This window comes from Hallerella succinigenes (assembly GCF_002797675.1).
Classification (GTDB): Bacteria; Fibrobacterota; Fibrobacteria; order Fibrobacterales; family Fibrobacteraceae; genus Hallerella; species Hallerella succinigenes.
The window spans coordinates 1024532-1041635 of sequence record NZ_PGEX01000001.1 but is presented as its reverse complement, the minus strand read 5'-3'; the positions used below and the strand labels follow the sequence as shown (position 1 = coordinate 1041635).

At 47.8% G+C, this 17104-nt stretch carries 15 protein-coding genes and 1 pseudogene; 10 read left to right on the top strand and 6 right to left on the bottom strand.

Translation table 11 applies throughout. The features are described from left to right. Positions 1 to 112 precede the first annotated feature (112 nt). The 4 genes and pseudogenes from BGX16_RS04625 to BGX16_RS14520 all read left to right on the top strand — a co-directional run. A pseudogene (locus tag BGX16_RS04625) lies at positions 113 to 789 on the top strand (class I tRNA ligase family protein); the annotation flags it as partial. Positions 790 to 1125: 336 nt separating this feature from the next. Continuing rightward, a complete protein-coding gene (locus tag BGX16_RS04620; RefSeq protein ID WP_100424998.1) occupies positions 1126 to 3426 on the top strand; it encodes an ankyrin repeat domain-containing protein in 2301 nt (766 codons plus the stop codon). Between the two features lie 123 nt (positions 3427 to 3549). Further along, positions 3550 to 3693, top strand: a complete 144-nt coding sequence (locus BGX16_RS14800; protein ID WP_198514860.1) for a hypothetical protein — start codon at positions 3550 to 3552, stop codon at positions 3691 to 3693. 2 nt (positions 3694 to 3695) lie between these two features. Beyond that, the gene (locus tag BGX16_RS14520) at positions 3696 to 3866 is read left to right on the top strand and encodes a hypothetical protein (RefSeq protein WP_157797868.1); all 171 of its coding nucleotides are present in this window, start codon (positions 3696 to 3698) and stop codon (positions 3864 to 3866) included. A gap of 254 nt (positions 3867 to 4120) precedes the next feature. Here BGX16_RS14520 and BGX16_RS04610 read toward each other — a convergent pair whose 3' ends face one another. The 3 genes from BGX16_RS04610 to BGX16_RS15060 all read right to left on the bottom strand — a co-directional run bounded on the left by BGX16_RS04610 (position 4121) and on the right by BGX16_RS15060 (position 4887). After that, positions 4121 to 4399, bottom strand: a complete 279-nt coding sequence (locus BGX16_RS04610) for a type II toxin-antitoxin system YafQ family toxin (RefSeq protein ID WP_100424996.1) — start codon at positions 4397 to 4399, stop codon at positions 4121 to 4123. After that, positions 4396 to 4680 carry a type II toxin-antitoxin system RelB/DinJ family antitoxin gene (locus tag BGX16_RS04605; protein WP_100424995.1) on the bottom strand — a complete coding sequence of 95 codons (285 nt, stop codon included), beginning with the start codon at positions 4678 to 4680 and terminating at the stop codon, positions 4396 to 4398. The genes BGX16_RS04610 and BGX16_RS04605 overlap by 4 nt, the downstream gene beginning before the upstream one ends. A 75-nt stretch (positions 4681 to 4755) precedes the next feature. Further along, a complete protein-coding gene (locus tag BGX16_RS15060) occupies positions 4756 to 4887 on the bottom strand; it encodes a hypothetical protein (protein ID WP_277352367.1) in 132 nt (43 codons plus the stop codon). A gap of 175 nt (positions 4888 to 5062) precedes the next feature. Here BGX16_RS15060 and BGX16_RS04600 point away from each other — a divergent pair, with 175 nt between their 5' ends. Continuing rightward, a complete protein-coding gene (locus BGX16_RS04600) occupies positions 5063 to 5227 on the top strand; it encodes a hypothetical protein (RefSeq protein ID WP_157797867.1) in 165 nt (54 codons plus the stop codon). Positions 5228 to 5327: 100 nt separating this feature from the next. Here the strand turns inward: BGX16_RS04600 and BGX16_RS04595 are convergent, their stop codons facing one another. From BGX16_RS04595 to BGX16_RS04585, 3 genes are all read right to left on the bottom strand, one after another. Continuing rightward, positions 5328 to 5546, bottom strand: coding sequence for a DUF2281 domain-containing protein (locus BGX16_RS04595; RefSeq protein ID WP_100424993.1), 219 nt, complete (start codon positions 5544 to 5546; stop codon positions 5328 to 5330). A 359-nt stretch (positions 5547 to 5905) separates the two neighbouring features. Next, complete coding sequence (locus BGX16_RS04590; protein ID WP_100424992.1) at positions 5906 to 7420, bottom strand: LamG-like jellyroll fold domain-containing protein; 1515 nt, start codon at positions 7418 to 7420, stop codon at positions 5906 to 5908. Next, positions 7417 to 8256 (bottom strand): TIGR02147 family protein, encoded by an 840-nt coding sequence (locus BGX16_RS04585; protein WP_100426755.1) that lies wholly within the window; start codon positions 8254 to 8256, stop codon positions 7417 to 7419. The genes BGX16_RS04590 and BGX16_RS04585 overlap by 4 nt, the downstream gene beginning before the upstream one ends. Before the next feature lie 118 nt (positions 8257 to 8374). On the opposite strand from BGX16_RS04585, the gene BGX16_RS04580 reads away from it, so the two are divergent. The 5 genes from BGX16_RS04580 to BGX16_RS04560 all read left to right on the top strand — a co-directional run bounded on the left by BGX16_RS04580 (position 8375) and on the right by BGX16_RS04560 (position 17097). Then, positions 8375 to 9643: an exonuclease SbcCD subunit D C-terminal domain-containing protein gene (locus BGX16_RS04580; protein ID WP_100424991.1), complete on the top strand. Its 1269-nt coding sequence runs from the start codon at positions 8375 to 8377 to the stop codon at positions 9641 to 9643. Beyond that, complete coding sequence (locus tag BGX16_RS04575) at positions 9643 to 12759, top strand: SbcC/MukB-like Walker B domain-containing protein (protein WP_100424990.1); 3117 nt, start codon at positions 9643 to 9645, stop codon at positions 12757 to 12759. Before BGX16_RS04580 ends, BGX16_RS04575 begins: the two co-directional genes overlap by 1 nt. Before the next feature lie 224 nt (positions 12760 to 12983). Then, a complete protein-coding gene (locus BGX16_RS04570) occupies positions 12984 to 15233 on the top strand; it encodes an alpha/beta hydrolase (protein ID WP_100424989.1) in 2250 nt (749 codons plus the stop codon). Then, positions 15233 to 16393: an NHL repeat-containing protein gene (locus BGX16_RS04565; RefSeq protein ID WP_100424988.1), complete on the top strand. Its 1161-nt coding sequence runs from the start codon at positions 15233 to 15235 to the stop codon at positions 16391 to 16393. The genes BGX16_RS04570 and BGX16_RS04565 overlap by 1 nt, the downstream gene beginning before the upstream one ends. Continuing rightward, positions 16390 to 17097, top strand: a complete 708-nt coding sequence (locus tag BGX16_RS04560) for a PDZ domain-containing protein (RefSeq protein WP_100424987.1) — start codon at positions 16390 to 16392, stop codon at positions 17095 to 17097. The genes BGX16_RS04565 and BGX16_RS04560 overlap by 4 nt, the downstream gene beginning before the upstream one ends. Positions 17098 to 17104 lie beyond the last annotated feature (7 nt).

The following is a 17104-nucleotide window of genomic DNA, read 5'->3' as shown; positions in this document are numbered from 1 at the left end:
CGTGCAGCTGCCGGACTTGCAGGACTACAAGCCGGGTGACGGCGGTCAGTCTCCGCTGGCCAACGCAACCGAATGGCTCAACGTTGTCGAAAAAAACGGCCGTAAGGGTTTCCGCGAAACCAATACCATGCCGCAGTGGGCAGGTTCCTGCTGGTATTACCTGCGCTACATTGACGCCTGCAACGTCGACGCCTTCCTCGCAAAGGAACTGGAAAAGTATTGGATGCCCGTGGACCTCTACGTGGGCGGTGCCGAACACGCCGCTGGCTCCAAGGTCCCCACCGACGAAGTCGAAGAAAAGAACGGCAAGTTCTTCAAGAAGGGAACCGACATCGAGCTCAAGCAGATCGTGGCGAAGATGAGTAAGTCCCTCAAGAATGTCGTGAACCCCGATGATGTGGTGCGCGACTACGGTGCCGAAAGCCTTCGTTTGTACGAAATGTTCATGGGCCCGCTGGACGCTGTGAAGCCGTGGCAGACCAAGGGCATCGAAGGCATGAACCGCTTCCTCGGCCGAGCCTGGCGTTCCGTGGTGGGTGATTCTGACGAAGCCCTGGTCTTTGTGGATGAAACCGCCCCCGAAGCAATCGAGAAGGTGATGCACCAGACCGTCATCAAGGTGACAAGTGCTACCGCGAACCGTGCGAAACGTTCGTGAAGCTCTTGCACCCGTTTGCCCCGCATATCGCCGAAGAAATGTGGAGCATCCTCGGTCACAACAAATCCCTCACGACCGTCGTGAAGTCCATTGTGGTCCCGGGCAAGCTCGTGAACATCGTGGTGAAATAAGTTGTTGGGAGGGGAAAGCCTTCCCCTAACTACAGCCCCGCCCCCGCCCTTATAATCACGCCCACTCAAAAGAGTGGGCGTCTTTGTATAACCCGCCCAGCCGGGTCTTCCGCTACCCCTTCTATGCGGGTGCTCATACGCCGCACCCGTAACGCCCGGGCTTAAGCTCTGTATGATAATGCTCGCTTGTGTATTAATGATTCTTGGATAAAGTGCGAAAAATGGAGGAAAACAGCAAAAAGGGGGGCTGATTTTACATTGCTCGAATGGGGCTGAAAAAAAATAACGTGAAACGACGTAAGGTCTTTTTTATTTTCCGTTAAAAAGGAAAATTATATGGTCAATTATAAGTATATGGAATTCAATCCGCCACATCCCAGCTTGGCGAGACAGTTACAAATTATATCAACAGTACTTGACACCAGGCCAAATGCTGATTTTGCAGTAAAATTCGATCAAATGGCAAGAGAACCCAAGATTGATTTTGAAGTGTTGGAAAAACTTAAAGACGAAATCTTCAGACTCCCTTTTGAATATCCAAAATCATCTTTTATAATCGAGCCGTTTCCCAAAGACAACCTTGAACGAGAAATGCAACTTTGGAAGGACAATTTTTACGCTAAAAACGCTCATACTATTTGGTGGACTCCTGCGCACGTCACCCCTAGTCGAGACTTCATTACGCGATATCGTATAGAATTGGCTGCATGTTGGATATACGACCTTAAAAACCATATTTCTTGCAAGGACAAAACGATTCTTGATGAGCTGTATCAAACATCAACTCCATTAAAATATGGCTTTGAGATAGTCAAACAGAAAAATCCAGATTTATTAAAATGTTTTAAAGATAGCGAAAGAGACAAGGTTGTTCGATGGACAAAAGGAATACAAGTTCCATCAATGGGGGAACTTTTTGAGACTATTAATGAAAAATGCATACCCAACAATTACATCTATTGTTGTGAAATTTTATTTATTGCTTGTCTTTTACAGAAAGCGGAAAAAATGGCAAGCCCTTGTAGCTTGCAAGATGTTTTTGCCCAGTTAAAAAAGGATCCTAATTATACGCTGCAAAACACAACGCCAGAAGCCTTCAATCAGTACAAAATTATCGGAGAACAATTTGTTGTAGCGCAACGAGAAATCAGAAAACAGGCTGAACTTGGCGATTACAACTTCAAAAAAATATTAGATGATTTCGATGAGTTCTGCAACATTCATGGCAAGGACAGCTTTATTAGCGAATGGACTCGTCCAACGCTTGCTGCAATCGCAAATGTTTATTCTGGCGAATTTAAAACTGCACTTGAAATTTTCAAGGAAGTTTTGCCAAACCTGTTCTATACATTCAACCTACAAGATACTGCTTTTATTACAGCAGACAATAAAACAGCGACAATCTATCAGCCCGCACTCGCATTAGCAGCAGTTCTAAAAAACAGAACTTTTTTAAAATTGATAAAAAACTACTGCATCGCCTTCGGTATCTATAGTAAAAAAATTGATGCACCTACATCGTCCTATGAAAAGAATTATCCTCCAGTCAACAAAGATTCGAGAGCGACAACTACGGAAATAGAAGATTGGGAAGAAAAAGCATGGGCTGATTATTTCTTTCTCTATTTCCCTAAAGACTGTATTAAAAATGCGAATCAACTAAAAAAATTTGAATCAGGTATAAATGGCCCTCTTTTGTTTTTTGAGGAAGATTTACCTCAAAAGCCCCAAGAACCATACACAAAGAAATTTACTGTTCAATACAAACAATTTCCTCAATTAACCTATTTCACAATGACTGGAAATGTCGAAGCAGTTAAGGAACTTGCTGATGCAAAAGTAAACGCAAATGAAATGACCTCATCAAGGGATTCCGCCCTGTTGTTCGCTATTCATAAAATGAATCTCACTGGCATACCTTATGAACCGGAATTGGGAATGAAGCTATTCAATATTTTAAAAGTTCTTCCTCACAATACAACTACAATAAATACACAATCTGACAAAATGAAATTGACTTGCTTGGGCCTTTCAGTACTAAGCGAAAATCCAAGCGTGGTTAAAGATGTTCTAGACATGGGGGCTGATGTTGATGGGATACACTCGCCAGACAGAGAAACACCTTTGTTTACTGTCGCAAAAATGTTTATGCCAGATTTTATTCTAAACGCATTTCCTTCGACATTTTGGAGTCCAGAAATGATAGACAGCCTTCGTCGTCAAATTGACGCTTTTAGAGGTCTATCTAATGACCAAATCATAAAAACCTGGAACTCAGAAAAAAATACGGCGGCAAGGTTGTATATTGAGCGTAAGCAACATTTAATTTATGAGCAGTTCCTAAAATACTCAAAAAAAGAAAACTTATACAAAATTGCGGAGATTTTACTGGAAAAGGGCGCCAATCCTAACTATTCCCTTGAAATCAAAGGCATTAGAGGGTATACCCCTCTAATGTTTGCAGCAGAATCCGATAATATCACGCTTTTCAAAATGATGGTTGAGCATGGAGGGGATCCGAACCAAAAAGCACTTCACGAAAATGCAGCGGAGATTTCATGCTGGGAGTTTGCCTTTCTGCGTAATTCAAGTCACATCTTGAAATATCTCGAAGAAAATCGGGATAAATTCAACTGATTTTTTCGTCGTATTTTTTTGACGTGACTCGACGGCTTCTCAATATTGCCTTTTAGAAACGGAATAGATAATTTTTTTGTCAGGCAGGAAACAATTCCGTTTCTTGAAAAAAAGGATAAGAAAATGAAACCAGAAAACAACGTCTCCAATATGAACAACTCTAACAAGGGCACATCGGGATTCAACAAGCAGTATGTGGATGCGATGAACAATAAATCGCGTCTCTGCAATCCCGAAGATGTCAAATTTCAGGGAAGGAGGAAATAGGTATGTGTTCCTGTTGCGGTAAAGACGGTAAGAAAAAGAATCTTTATCTTACCGAATACGAAGCTGGCGTGGTCGCCAATGAGCGCAGGTTCGCAACGGGCATTACGATGCACGTTTACCGTTGCCCCGAAGGCGGTGGCTGGCATATTACGAGTAATCAAAGACAATGGTAAGACCAAGTAAAAGGAGGCCCAATATGGCACAACCACAAAACGATCCCAATGGCGCAGGATGGCCTACAGGACACGGCGGAGGCAAAGGCCCTTCCGGCGGTGGGCGCGGGAACAACAATCCTCGCAAATAAAAAAGTCCGCTTAACAGACTGGAATCGGCGAAAATTTCACATCTGGCTAAACGGACCCCGCAAAGATAACTTTTTAGGAGTCTTTTGCGAAAACTAGGCGTTGCCAATGGCAGCGCCTTCTTCCTATTTCTTGAACAAATCGCTGTGCGAACCTGTTCGCGTCAGCGTCAATATGAGCGCATCGCCCGAAATCTTGTAAATCAACAGCCAGTCCGGTTGAATATGGCATTCGCGGAACGAGACCCACTCCCCAACGAGGGCGTGGTCGTGGTGTCGTTCGTCTAGCTTTTTCCCTGCAGCCAAATCGTCAACGACCTTTTGCAGGAGAGCCATATTTAACCCTTTCTTTTTAGCCTGCTTAAGGTCTTTCCTGAACTTTGCTGTGGTCTTGATTTCCATCATTCGCCTAGAATGTCCTTAATCATTGCGTTTGCGTTCTTGTAAGATTTAGCCTTGCGCTTGCCGCTGGCGATTTCGTTTGCTTCAGCTATGGCGGCGATAGTCTCATCGTTGGGAGTGTCAAGGGCGATCTCGAACGGGATTTTGCGGAGACGGACGACTTGTTTCAAGAATACGGTTATTGCTGTGCTCATGTTCATCCCGAGCTGGTCGAACAGGCTTTCGGCTTGCGTTTTGAGCTTGGAATCTATTCTTGCGCTGATTGTATGCATTGTGGTTCCCATAAAGCGCTCCTTTTTACTAAAATTTATATAAAAATTAGTAAAAGAGCGATGCAGTGTATTAAATCTTATCCATATTTACCCGCCACAGAGCATCAAAGACGCCACAATTCCCACGAAAATCAAGAACGACAGCACTTTCAACAGCAAGGTGATGGCGCAGGCGTCTCCCGCGTCGCCAGCCCCGAAAAGGACCAATATACCTAGCACGATATATCAACCAGTTGCGGCATTGCGATAAAATCGTCGGAGTGGTTGATTATTTTCCTCGCGTTAAGAATTCTGTTTTACGAAGATTTGCTCGGAACCGAATATGGCAGGTGCTGAATTATCTTCGAAAAGAATTGCCGAACGCGAAGATTTGTGTGAGTCGAAAAGTTTGGGGATGAGATTTTTTAGAAATTGTGTTAGGGATAGTGACCTTGCCCGCGACTGGCGTTCCGTTGTCGGTGACGACGATGCCGCTCCGGTTTGCGTTGACGAGACTGCCCCCGAAGCAATCCAAAACATTGCGGACCGTAGCCTAACCGCTTCGGTCTTTTTTGTATAAAGGGGGAAGTCTCCGCCTGCACGCCCTGAAACAAATCAAAAATCGCAACCTTAACAGTTGCGGCATTTCATGTGAACAGTTCTGGCAAATAGTAAGACTTTCATCCGCCCACCCCGAACATTTCTGCGATTTCGTCATTGCAGGAATCGATATTGTCGGGGATGGAAAACTGGCCTTTAGCGATACCGAACTTTTTTACATTCCGCTTGACGGACGTGTTTAGCGATTTCTGGAGAATGAAATCGATAAAATCAGAAACTTCCCCTACATATTCTGCGGGGATGGCCTTGACTTTTTCTTGCAGCAGTTCGATAGGCATAAGAGAAACCTCCTTTCTCAATATACCTTTTTAGTTGCTCAAAATGCAAACCCTTCTAAGTTGGATTAACCCGTTGGCTTTACAAATTGCGCCAAATTTGAAAAAATCACTCTCCACAGAATATCAACGACGCAAAAATCCCCGCGAAACTGAGTATTGGAAGCACTTTCAACAGCAAGGTGATGGTGCATGCGTCTCCCGCGTCGCCAGCCCCGAAAAGGGCCAATATGCCAAGCACGATATATCAACCAGTTGCGGCATTGCGATAAAATCGTCGGAGTGGTTGATTATTTTCCTCGCGTCAAGAATTCTGTTTTACGAAGATTTGTGTGAGTCGAAAAGTTTGGGGATGGCATGATTCAGTCGTCGACTTCTGTCCACGGAATTTGATCGGCGCGTTCCAGCTCGTAAATCAGGCGGAGAGAATTCGAATCCTGCGTTCCACCGAGGATCTTGAATTCGTCCAGGATGCCTTCGAATCGGCTGTCGCCAAGGGTAAAGCTCTGCACGTTTCCAAAACCTTTCGAAAGTTCAAAGTCCGTGTTCCGAATGACTTTGCCGTCTTTGAGAATGGTGATGTGATGGCCGTTGATGGAAACGGCGTAATGATGCCAGTTGCCGTCGGCAATCTTGGAAGAGCCGTAAACGGTCGTGTCGGAAATGACGAGTGTATCCGAATCCACAAAGAGTTCCACGCCCAGGTTCTTGCTCGAACCGTTCTGTCGAATGACGATTCCGAGCGAATCTTCTAGGGCGGTGAAGAGCGCAATGCTCGAATCGTTTTCGAATGCGGACTTCTCGATTTTTGTCCAGAATGAAACGGCGAAATTGCCGTCTACGATGACAGGGAACGCCTTTACTGTATCCGGTTTATCGCCCGCGGCATAAGCTTTTGCCCCCGCCCAAACGCCTTCGGCGCTTAAAGAATCCCAGTGCATGCTGTAGCGCACCTGCGAAGAAAATACGGGCTGGATTTCGGAATTGAAAATGTAAAGCTTTTGGCTGGTCGATGCGCTCAAATCGACGGTCGGGAAAACGCTCCAGTAAAGGGTCGAATCCGCGGTGCTGTAAACCTTTTCGGTCGGCAACACAAAACCGTTGTCGTCCACCAGGAGCGGGGACGCAACTTTGTTCGAAATCCAAATCGGGAATGTGGCGGAATCCACATCCGTCTGGATTTTGGACTGTAACGAATCCGGGAGGGTGCGGCTCAAAATCAGCTGCGCTTTTGTTGCTTTGCCAGAAACCGTATAGGCTTCGCCTTCGTCGATTTCCATGTCAACGTAGTGAGTGGATATTTTCTGCGAGCTGTAAACCGTGAAGTAGCTGTAGTCGGCTTCCGGAATGGCCGTCAAAACAGCGATGCCGTTCGAAATGTCCGTGTCGGTAATGACGGTGCAGCTGAGCGTTCCGTTCAGGCAGAGCGTGTTGCCTGCCGAGATTTTGTACGCTTCGATGTCTACGGCGATTTCGGATGCGGTCGAAAGTTCCGTGTTCAAGGTGAGCGTGTTATTTTCCACGGTTTTCGTGTCGCTTTCAATTTCAAGTTCTTCCTTGGAAACGAGGTTCGATTCCGCATTTTCAAAAAGAACGGTGTATTCGCCATCGGCAAGATTGCAAAGCAAAATCTGATAGTTGCCGTTTTCATCGGAGACGGTCGAGTAAAGTATGCTGTCTGCGTGGGCGGTATAATCGCTTGCGACAACATAGACGGACGTGTGGGCGACGGCGTCGCCTGCGTGCGTGACGACAATTCCAGCGAGCGTTTTGCCGGATTCCGTCGTGCTGATGACGCCCGCGTGATCGGAGCTGCTGCAGGCTGCAAGGATCAAGGCTCCGCCAGCGAGCATGGAATATTTTTTCCAAAGTGTCATGGCTTGGCCTCCGCGTCGAGATTCGAGAACAGGTGAATATTCATGTGGTAAACGCCGTCCGCTTTTTCCTGATCTTCGGCGACGATCTGGTGCGCCTTTGCCTTGAATGCCTGGAGCTCCGCTTCGAGCTTTTTGTAAGCGTTCTTCGAAAGGCTAAAGACGAGGGTGTTCATCACGTGCGGATTCTTGCTCGGGGTGAGCAAGGCTTCTTTCGAAAGTTCAAAACATTGGAGCTGGTATTCGCGAATCAGTTCGTCGTTGTTGTACGGGCCGCTCGAAATGGAATCCTTGGTCGGCTTCCAAAAACCGTCATCGTTTTTGCGGATAAGGCCGAGTCGAGAAAGCAGTGCGATGGATTCGTTCAGCTTGCCGATCGTGACCTTGGGGAATATACGCTTTGCGACCGAGGAAAGGTCGTCGGAAACGTCCATCACGTCTAAAATAGCGAAGAGGGCGCTGTGATACCACTTGGCGTAATATTCATACGCGTCGGAATTCAAGAGCATCTGCGGGTGCGGATTGATCTTCAAGAGTTCTTCCATAGCGTCCTTGCGGACCGCATCCGATTTTGCCTGGTCGAGCTTGACCATGGATTCAAAGTATTTCGCTTCCTTGCGGTTGAGTTCCAAAACTTCGATGAACTTTTGGACCATGCGCGGGGAAACCTTTTTGCCGCGGAGGACATCGGCGAAGTAGCTTCGGGTTTTGGGAAGCCCGAGCCTTGCGCAGATTTCGGTACGGCTAAAAGAAGGCTCTACAAGAGCCCTTGCGCCTTGATATTCCGCGAGATACTTGCGAAAATGCGTATATTGAAAGATGTCGGTCAATTTTTCCACGTTCTTAATATAAATAAAAAGTCTAAAATTGAGAACGTTCTTATTTTTAAGGCGTGACAAAAGTCGCTTTTTTCGGAATTTGTCATTTTTGACAAAAAAACCGAACTAAATTTGCATTATGAATCATACAGGATACCGCATTTTACATACATCAGACTGGCATTTGGGCAATTCCTTGCACGATCATTCGCGAATCGAGGAGTACCGGTCTTTTCTTGCAGAATTAAAGAAAATCATCGTTTTGAACGAAGTGGATGCGTTGCTCGTTTCGGGGGATATCTTCGATACAGGTTCCCCGAGCAATGCGGCTTTGGAACTTTATTACTCCTTTTTGACAAGCCTGAACGGAACGTGCTGCAAAAATGTGGTCGTGACCGCGGGCAATCACGATTCGCCGGCAACGCTCAATGCCACCCGTGAGCTGCTCGAACTTTTGAACGTGAAGGTCGTGGCGACCCCGGATGCGGAAAAGCATTTTGTAAACGAAGTCTTTGCGCTACCGAGTGAAGAGGCCCCGCAGGTCATCGTTTGCGCGGCTCCTTTCCTGCGCGATGCCGCTTTGCAATCGAGCCTTGGCAGTGAAAAGTTCGAAACGGATGAACAGTTCGTGCGTGCGGGAACAAAGGCGCATTTCGAAAAACTTCAAAAGCTCGCCCTGGAGCTGCGCGAAAAGCTCGGGAAGAATTTGCCGATCGTGGCGATGGCGCACCTTTATGCCGCCGGAGCTGCCCCTTCGGAAAATGCAGACGATACGGAATATACGGTCGTCGGCAATCTGGAAAATGTGAATTCGGAAATTTTCCCGCCGGTCTTCGACTATGTTGCCCTTGGGCACATTCACCGTTCGCAGAAGGTGGCCGGTGAAGATCGGATCCGCTATTCGGGATCTCCGCTTCCGATGGGCTTTGACGAAGCCCGTTCCCAGAGTGAAGTGCTTTTGGTGGATCTGGAAGAAGGAAAGCTTCCGGTCATTCGCCCGATGGGACTTTCTTTACCAAGAAAGCTTGTGACGATTTCGGGCGCGGACCTTTCGGAAATCCGTGAAAAGGTTTTGCGTCAGGATAAAGAAACTCCGGGCGCCTGGATTCGAGTGCAGTTTACGGGTGCGGGAACCGTGGGAAGCCTCCGTCAAAATCTTGCGGAAGACTTTAAAAAGACGAGTCTTGAATTGGTGCATGCGGAATATGTTGCCCGCGTAGATAATTCGCATACGGCGATCGAAGAGGAAAAGGATCTTTCGGAATTTTCGCCGACAGAAGTTTTTACCCGTCGCATGGAAAATGAAAAGGATGAAATGGGACTTTCCCAGAATCCGGAATTGAAGGCGCGCGTGGAACTCGCATTCCAGGAAATTTTGAAGGCTGTTCAGGAAGGTCAGGTGGACTAATGAAAATTATCGCACTCCATTTTAAAAATGTGAATTCCCTCGCTGGGGAATGGAATATCCGTTTTGACGATCCTGCCTTTTTGCGCAATCATCTGTTTGCTATTTCCGGTCCGACGGGTTCGGGAAAATCTTCGGTACTGGATGCGATTTCGCTTGCGCTTTACGGTAAAACGCCGCGTCAGGACAATGTGTCGGACAAGCGTGGCGGTGTTTCGGTCGGCCCGGAACTCGTGATGACGACAGGAACCGGGGAGTCTTTTTCGGAAGTGATTTTTGAATCTGCCGGCAGCCGATACATGGCGGTTTGGAAGGTGCACCGCAGCCGTAATCGCGCCGATGGCGCAATTCAGGGCGTGGACCGCAAGATTCTTTTTGAAGAGAAAGGTTCTTTTGTCGCCAAAGATGAATATTCCAAATCGATCGAAGCCCAAAAGAAAATCGAAGAAGTCGTCGGACTGAACTTTGACCAGTTCATGCGCGCCGTGATGCTTCCGCAGGGAGGCTTTGACAGCTTCCTCAAATGCAAGCGTGAAGAAAAGGCGGCGATTCTCGAAAAACTTTCCGGCCAGGAAATCTACCGCAAAATTTCGAAAGCGGTCTATGAACGCAATAAGGCAGAAGATGCGCATTTGAAAGAATTGCAGAACCTGCTGAGTGGCATTCAACTGCTCCCGGAAAATGAAGAACGCGATTTGAAGGCTTGGATTGAAAACTCGAACAAGACCAAGGCTTCGAAGGAAGCGGAACTCAAAAAGAACGAAGAGTTCAAACGCATTCTCGGCGAAGTCGTGACCGCGGAAAAGGAATGTCAGGACTTGCGCAAAGCCGTAGAAGCGCTTTTGCTTGAAAATCGCAATCTGGAACCGGATCGCAAACGCCTTTCCCGTGGAAACGAAGCACAGCTTTTGATTCCGGAACTGGAAAAGCTCGAACTGATCCGCAAGGATTATGCGGCAAAGACTGCAGAAAAAAAGAATCTGTTGCAGAAGATTCCAGAATGCGAACTGAACAGGCGTCAGGTCCAGACGGAACTCGATGCGAAGACTCGCGAAGAAGACCGCTTGCGTGCTGAAGATAAGGTGCGAGGCGAACTTCGCGAAAAGGTTTCGAAGTTGGATTCGGACATTATTCGCTTGGAACAGATCTGCAGCGAAAAGATTGCGGAAATCCGCGGCAAAAAGGCACGCCTCGAAGAACTTCGCCAGAAAAGCGTTCAGCTGAAGAATAGCCGTGCAGAAGTCGAAAAGGCTCTTGCGGAAAACGAAAACTACGAAAAGGCTCACCCGACGCACAAAATGCTCGAAAGCGAACAAGCGGTGATTTCGGACCGTTTGAATCATTTGGCCGATTCGAAAAATGCGGTTCTCAAGGCAAAAGATGCTTTGGTAGTCGCCAAGACCCGTCGCAATGAAGCGGAAAATATTTGGCGCAATCAGCTTTTGAATTTGAAGAACGTGAGCGAAGAACGCGATCGTTGTTTGTCGAACGATATGAATAAGATTGTGTCGTTTGTGCAGGCTTCGCTTTCGGACGGGGACATTTGCCCGGTGTGCGGTAGCCCGTATCACGCAGAACATGAAAAAACGGAATTTACCAAGGGCGATTTGACGGCGACGGCAGGGCGCTTGAACAGTCTGCAATCCCGTTACGAAAAGGCGAAGAATGCGCTTAGTGATGCGGAATACAGGCTCCATGCCGCAGACGACGTCATCAAGAATTGCGAAGAAGACGTCGTGAACAAGAACAAGGCTTCTTTGGAATCTTTCCAGATGGTCGTGGAAAAACTACGCCCGTTCGGTTTTGCGGAAGCGGATCTCGAAGTGCCTCAGATAGTTCTTTCGAAGATTCGCACCTGGGCTTCGCAGTGGAGCGCCTGCGTCAAGAATATCGAATCTTGCAAAAGACAGATCGCCGTTTTTGAAGCAAACGAAAATAGCTTGGCGCAAAATGTGGAAACCGCACAGGCGGACTTGCGCCTTCTCGAAGACGACCTGAGCAAGAAAAAGGCGGAAACCCAAGATCGCGTGATGGAACGTCAAAAACTTTTCGGATCTCGTGATGTGGCAGAAGACCGCCGTGAATGCCAGGAAAAGATCGATGCCGTTGCCCAGTTGCGTGTGGAACTCACCGAAAAGCGCGAACGCTGCACGAAAAATCTCGCCTCGGTCCGTTCTGAGCTCGACACGATTTCGAGGCAGATTACGGAACGCGAACGCGAGAAGGAATCCTTGGATGCGGATCTCAAGGCAAAGCTGCGTGAGCACGGCTTCGGTTCGGAACAGGATCTGAAGAATGCTGTGATTCCGGAAGTGCTTCGCTTGCAGATTACGCAAAAGATTGAAAAGGTAACCGCGGATCTCGCCTTGAGCCAAGGAAAATCGCAACAGGCGGAAGAACGCTTGGATCACTTGCGTTCCTTGGATACGGGACATCAGACCTTGGAGACTGTGGCGTATAAGCTCGAAACCTTGGCAAAGGAAATTGCGGACCTTACCGAAGAACTGGGCAAGAAGACGCGCCTTTACACGGAAAACGATGTGGCGAAGAAAAACTTCCAAAAAGTAATCGTCGAAAAGGAAGCTCAGGATCAGAAGGTACACGTTTGGAGTACGCTGAATTCCTTGATCGGTAGCGCAGACGGTAAGAAGTTTGTGGAATATGTGCAGCAGCTGACTCTTCGCAAGTTGATTTCGGCGGCGAATAAACATTTGCACAGCTTGGATCCGCGTTACAAGATTGAAACCGATGAAACGGGCTTGAACATTTCGCTGTATGACGCGGAATGTGGAACGTCGCGTCCGTCGGCGAACCTGTCGGGCGGTGAAACGTTCTTGGTGAGCCTTTCGCTCGCCTTGGGACTGTCTTCGCTTGCGAGCCAGCGCGTTCGAATCGATACGCTGTTCCTCGACGAAGGTTTCGGTTCTTTGGATGAACATAAGCTGCAGAAGGCAATCGAAGTGCTTCGCAATTTGGGCGAGCGCAGCGATAAGCTTGTCGGAGTTATCTCTCACGTGGGCCGCTTGAAGGAAGAAGTTTCGAATCATATCGAAATCATTCCGTCTGGAAGCGGACACAGCCAGATTGTGGGACCGGGCGTTTCTATGGGAGTCGCCTAAAATCTTCTAAATATTTGACAAAATATGTCATGATTAAAATGATTAATCGCTGAAGATTTTGAAAATAAAAAAGCCGCATCCTTGACGGGTGCGGTTTTCTCTTTTATAATTCAAGGCGGTTTAGCTCGGGCGCGGCAATTTCTTTGAGGAGAGCGCCTTTTTATAAATCAAAAATTCTTACGGCTTATCGCCGATTTTCAAAAACATTTTCTGAGGAGAAATCCATGAAGCTTTTGAACAAAGCTTTGCCTTTGATCGTCTTGTCTTCGGTCGCTTTTGGAGTTGCGAAGACAGACAGCACCTTGCTCTATTTTGCAGAAGGGAATAGCAAAAATTCTTTGACATATCCCGGAAGCCCTGTGGCTGCAAGTAAAATCCAAAACCCTAAAGCGAGCTTTTCGCCGAATACCTATTGTACGGATATCGGCTCCAATGGAAAGTTCAACAAGAACGCTTTTCAGCTGACCCATTTGAAGTACAGCTTTAACAAGGATTATAAAAAAACACGTCCAAACGGTTCGCCTTACATCGAATGCCATTATGCCGCGGAATATAAGGTCAATTGCGGAAACGGTCTTTCGTATAAGGGAGACTTTAAATGGGGAATTTCGACGGTGGGGAAGTCGAGCAGCAAATGGACAGACGTTCCCCTTTCGGAATACAATGCGACGACGGGCAAGTTCTTACCGAAAAAGGCTTGCCGCGATTTGAATCGTGTTCCGACCGAAGAAATCTTTAAAATCTGGAACGGCAGAAAGGTTGCCTTCCCCGAAAAAAAGAACGGTTCGAAGAAACTCGCCCGTCCTGTCGTTTTTGTGCCGGGGCATAATTCTTCGTTCATCGCTTTTGGCGCTCAACCGATTGGGAAAACGGACCCGAGCGATGCGAATTATTTGAACGGAAACGTTTCCGGCTATGATGACGGATCTTTGCCGGATATCATCGCCCGAGACCAGAATCTAGACGTGAGCGCAAAGGGAATCAACAAGAACGGTTTGTACTTCTTCACGGCACCTTACGAAAAGAAGAACGGCAATCTGGTGCAGGTCCTGCCGCAGTGGAAGAACAATCAGAGTAAAAAGTCTATTTCTTTTGCGCTTTACAAGTATCTTGAAAATGTTTTGGCAAAGCATTACGGAAAGAACTGGTGGAAGAGTGATAAGAATCAGGTCGACCTGGTGGCGCACAGTCAAGGCGGTCTTGTCGTCCGCGAAATGCTCCGAGGCTTGCGCGCAAATTCCAAGCTTTACCCGGTGGGCAACAAGAATGCGGCGAACCATATCCGTCGTGTTGTGACGGTGAATACGCCGCACTTTGGCTCGGAACTGGCTGATGATTACAAGACAATCCAAAAGTCTTATCCGGCAGTAGCCGCTTTCATCAAGGAAGTTCAAGACCAGAAGAATATGGAAAGCAAAACGAAGCAGAGCTATTACAAGAACCAGACTCTTCTTTACGCCAAGGTGGATAAGGATCTCAAGAAGTTCTTCCAGGAAGGCGCAAGCAAGAATGCGGCGAATATGATGCTTCAGCAGCTGAATTTAGATAGACCGGTGTTGAGCGCCATCGGCGAAAGCCTTTTCCCGACGAGTTTTCTCACGGGAATGCTCGGTGCCGCAACCGATGTGAGCGTCCGTTTAACGGGTAGTTACGTCGGCGATTTCAAACTGCAAACGAATTACCGTGTGATGGGCGGTCTTTTATCCAAGAGAGAAACGAAAAAGATTGACTTCTTGAAGCCTTTGCGCGATACGCTTTGGGCTTGGCACGTGGACGGAAGCCATCTTGCAACGCATTCCGCCTTTGTGCAGGCTTTGACAAAAGAAGGCTATCCCAAGCTTCCGAACGGCAAAAAGGTTCAGATGCGCCCGATGTTCTCTTCGGACATGCGAGGCATTCGCAATTACATGATGAATCAGCTCGCGGAAGGCAGTACAGAATTCTGCAGAGGCAGTGACGTCGCCAAGAGCAGTTGCTTCTCGGTCACAACCTTTATCAATACGCTTCTTTACAAGTCTAAGGGCTTAAAGCTTTCCCAGTTCGAAGGCGTTCAAAAGTGGCTCGACTTCTACAACAATTTGATGGAAGAATGGCTCGGTTCGAGCGATTTACTTGTGACTTCTTACAGCCAGCAGTTTATGGATAAAAAGAAAAAGCTCGGCCCTAAATACCAAAAAGAATTTTTGCAGCCGCGCACTTATACCATTTCTCTTTCGCAGATGCCGAATGTTTCCCCGTTCAACTTTATTCCGCACGGAGACGTTCTGGACTACGGCTCGGTCGATAATTCCAACTACAATCTTCACCTGAAGATGATTAAACACGAAGGCGCTCCGCGTAAGGGCTTGGACCTTTACTGCGCCCTAGATGATTCCAAGTGCAATCTCGTCAAAAAGAAGATTCAGTACAAGAAGGCTGCTGCCATCGGCGGAATCGTTTGGGCGGACGTCGAAAAAGTCCTGGGTGGTGCATAATGAAATGGCTCCTGTTCGCCCTGTTGATTTTCCTCGGCGCGTGTTCGTCCAAGGATAAATCTTCCGAAAATTTGACTCCCAAGAAAGCTCTCGGTTGGACTTCGGCAGGTCTTTCTGTCGATGCTTCGGATGCAGCAGCGATTGGAACGGGCATTGAATCCGTTACAAGTGTCGGCGAATATCTCTTTGCCAGGAACGATCGCGTTCTCGATGGAGAAAGGCGCTACCAGCTTTTCATTGGAAAGGTAGGGAGCCTTTTGTGGAAAGAACTTGAGCTTCCCGGTGGCGATGTGCCGAATGTTTTGTTTGCGGACAGCGGAATGCTCTTTGTCGGAACGTACTGGAGTCACGGCGGAGCACATCTTTGGAAGTTCAATCCGCAGACGGAAACGTGGACGGAGTTCCTGCTTCCCGAAGTTTCCAAGGCGTACCCGATTTCCGATACCGCATACGGTATCGATGGGATTGCAAAATTCCAAGGTCGCTTAGTGCTGTCGCTTTCCCATGGAAAAATGGGCGAACGCAATCCCATCTATTTTGAACAGCCAGACGGTTCCTGGAAAATCTTCAACGAAGGTTTTCCCGCCGAAGAATCCTTTATGCGTGCCGTGGAATGGAACGGTTCCCTCTTCGCCATGACCTATGGGAACGGCATTGTTCGATTCGATACTTCGTGTACAAAATGGAAAGCGCTTTCGGCTCCACAGCTCGTTTGCGAAAACGGAACGTGGAACGCCTCGTCGACGCTTGCAAGGGATGCTGTGCAAAATGAAAACGGATTGCTGGTGGGCTATGCAAATCTCGAAGGGTTCTTTGGACTTTCTGAAGCGGAAACGTGGACGCCCAAAGTAGACTGCTCGCTTCTTCTGCAAAATGAAGACGTGCAACTTCTTTCCCGTTCGCCGGCTTCCGTGTACCGAATCCTTCCGTTTCAAAACCGCTTTATCGCTCTCGGTGAAGGCTCGGCGATTTACTCTCCCAAGGAAAATCGCTGGAACGCTCTTCCGCCGATTCCGGGCGTTGCGGAAATCTTAGACGGTGTACTGGTAAAGGACACGCTTTACGTCGCCGCGTTCCAAAAGGGCGTCATGAAACTCCCGACGTCATCTTTGGATTCTTTACTTCAAAATCAAACAGTTCTTTCGGAGGTTTTCGAATGAAAAAATTATGGGCTTTGGGCCTGCTTGCTTCGGCTCAGATCGGTATTGCCGCCGAATCGTTCGGCGGAATCGGCCTTGCCATTTATCCTTCTGAATCCGGCGCAGAAGTCGCTCACGTTGTACAGGGTTCCGCTGCAGAAAAGGCGGGCATCGTCATCGGAGATTTTCTGCTTTCGGCAAATGGTGTTCCGCTCGAAGGGGAAAGTTTGGAATACGACATGGAAGTCCTCCGTGGAAATCCGGGCGAATCTTTGGAACTTTCGGTGCAACGGGATGGTGAAATTTTGACGCTTCATCTTGAACGTGAAAAGCTTGTGGTGCAGTCGGAAACGGAAAACGCGCAGGCGCTTTTCAACAAATCCGCGAACGAGGAAATGGTGCACCTGGATGACGTAGAACTTGCGACGTTAAACGCCCAGGTTTACGCATCCAAAAGTTTGAGCTCCGCTGAAGAAACGCCTCGGAATGTTCAGAACCTTTCGGACTTTTCCCGTGGAGAAATCGCATTTGAACTTTCGGAATCGGGAACGGCTCATTTGACGGTTCTTTCGGCGAAGGGCCAAAAGGTACGTTCGATGCAGTTCGAAGGCTCTATGGGTGCAAACCGTATTTCCTGGAACGGCAGTATGCTTCCGGCGGGAAATTACCTTGTACGTGTTTCGCAGAATGGAAATACGCTCTACTTTCAGGGAGCGCTTCGCTAAAAGTTCT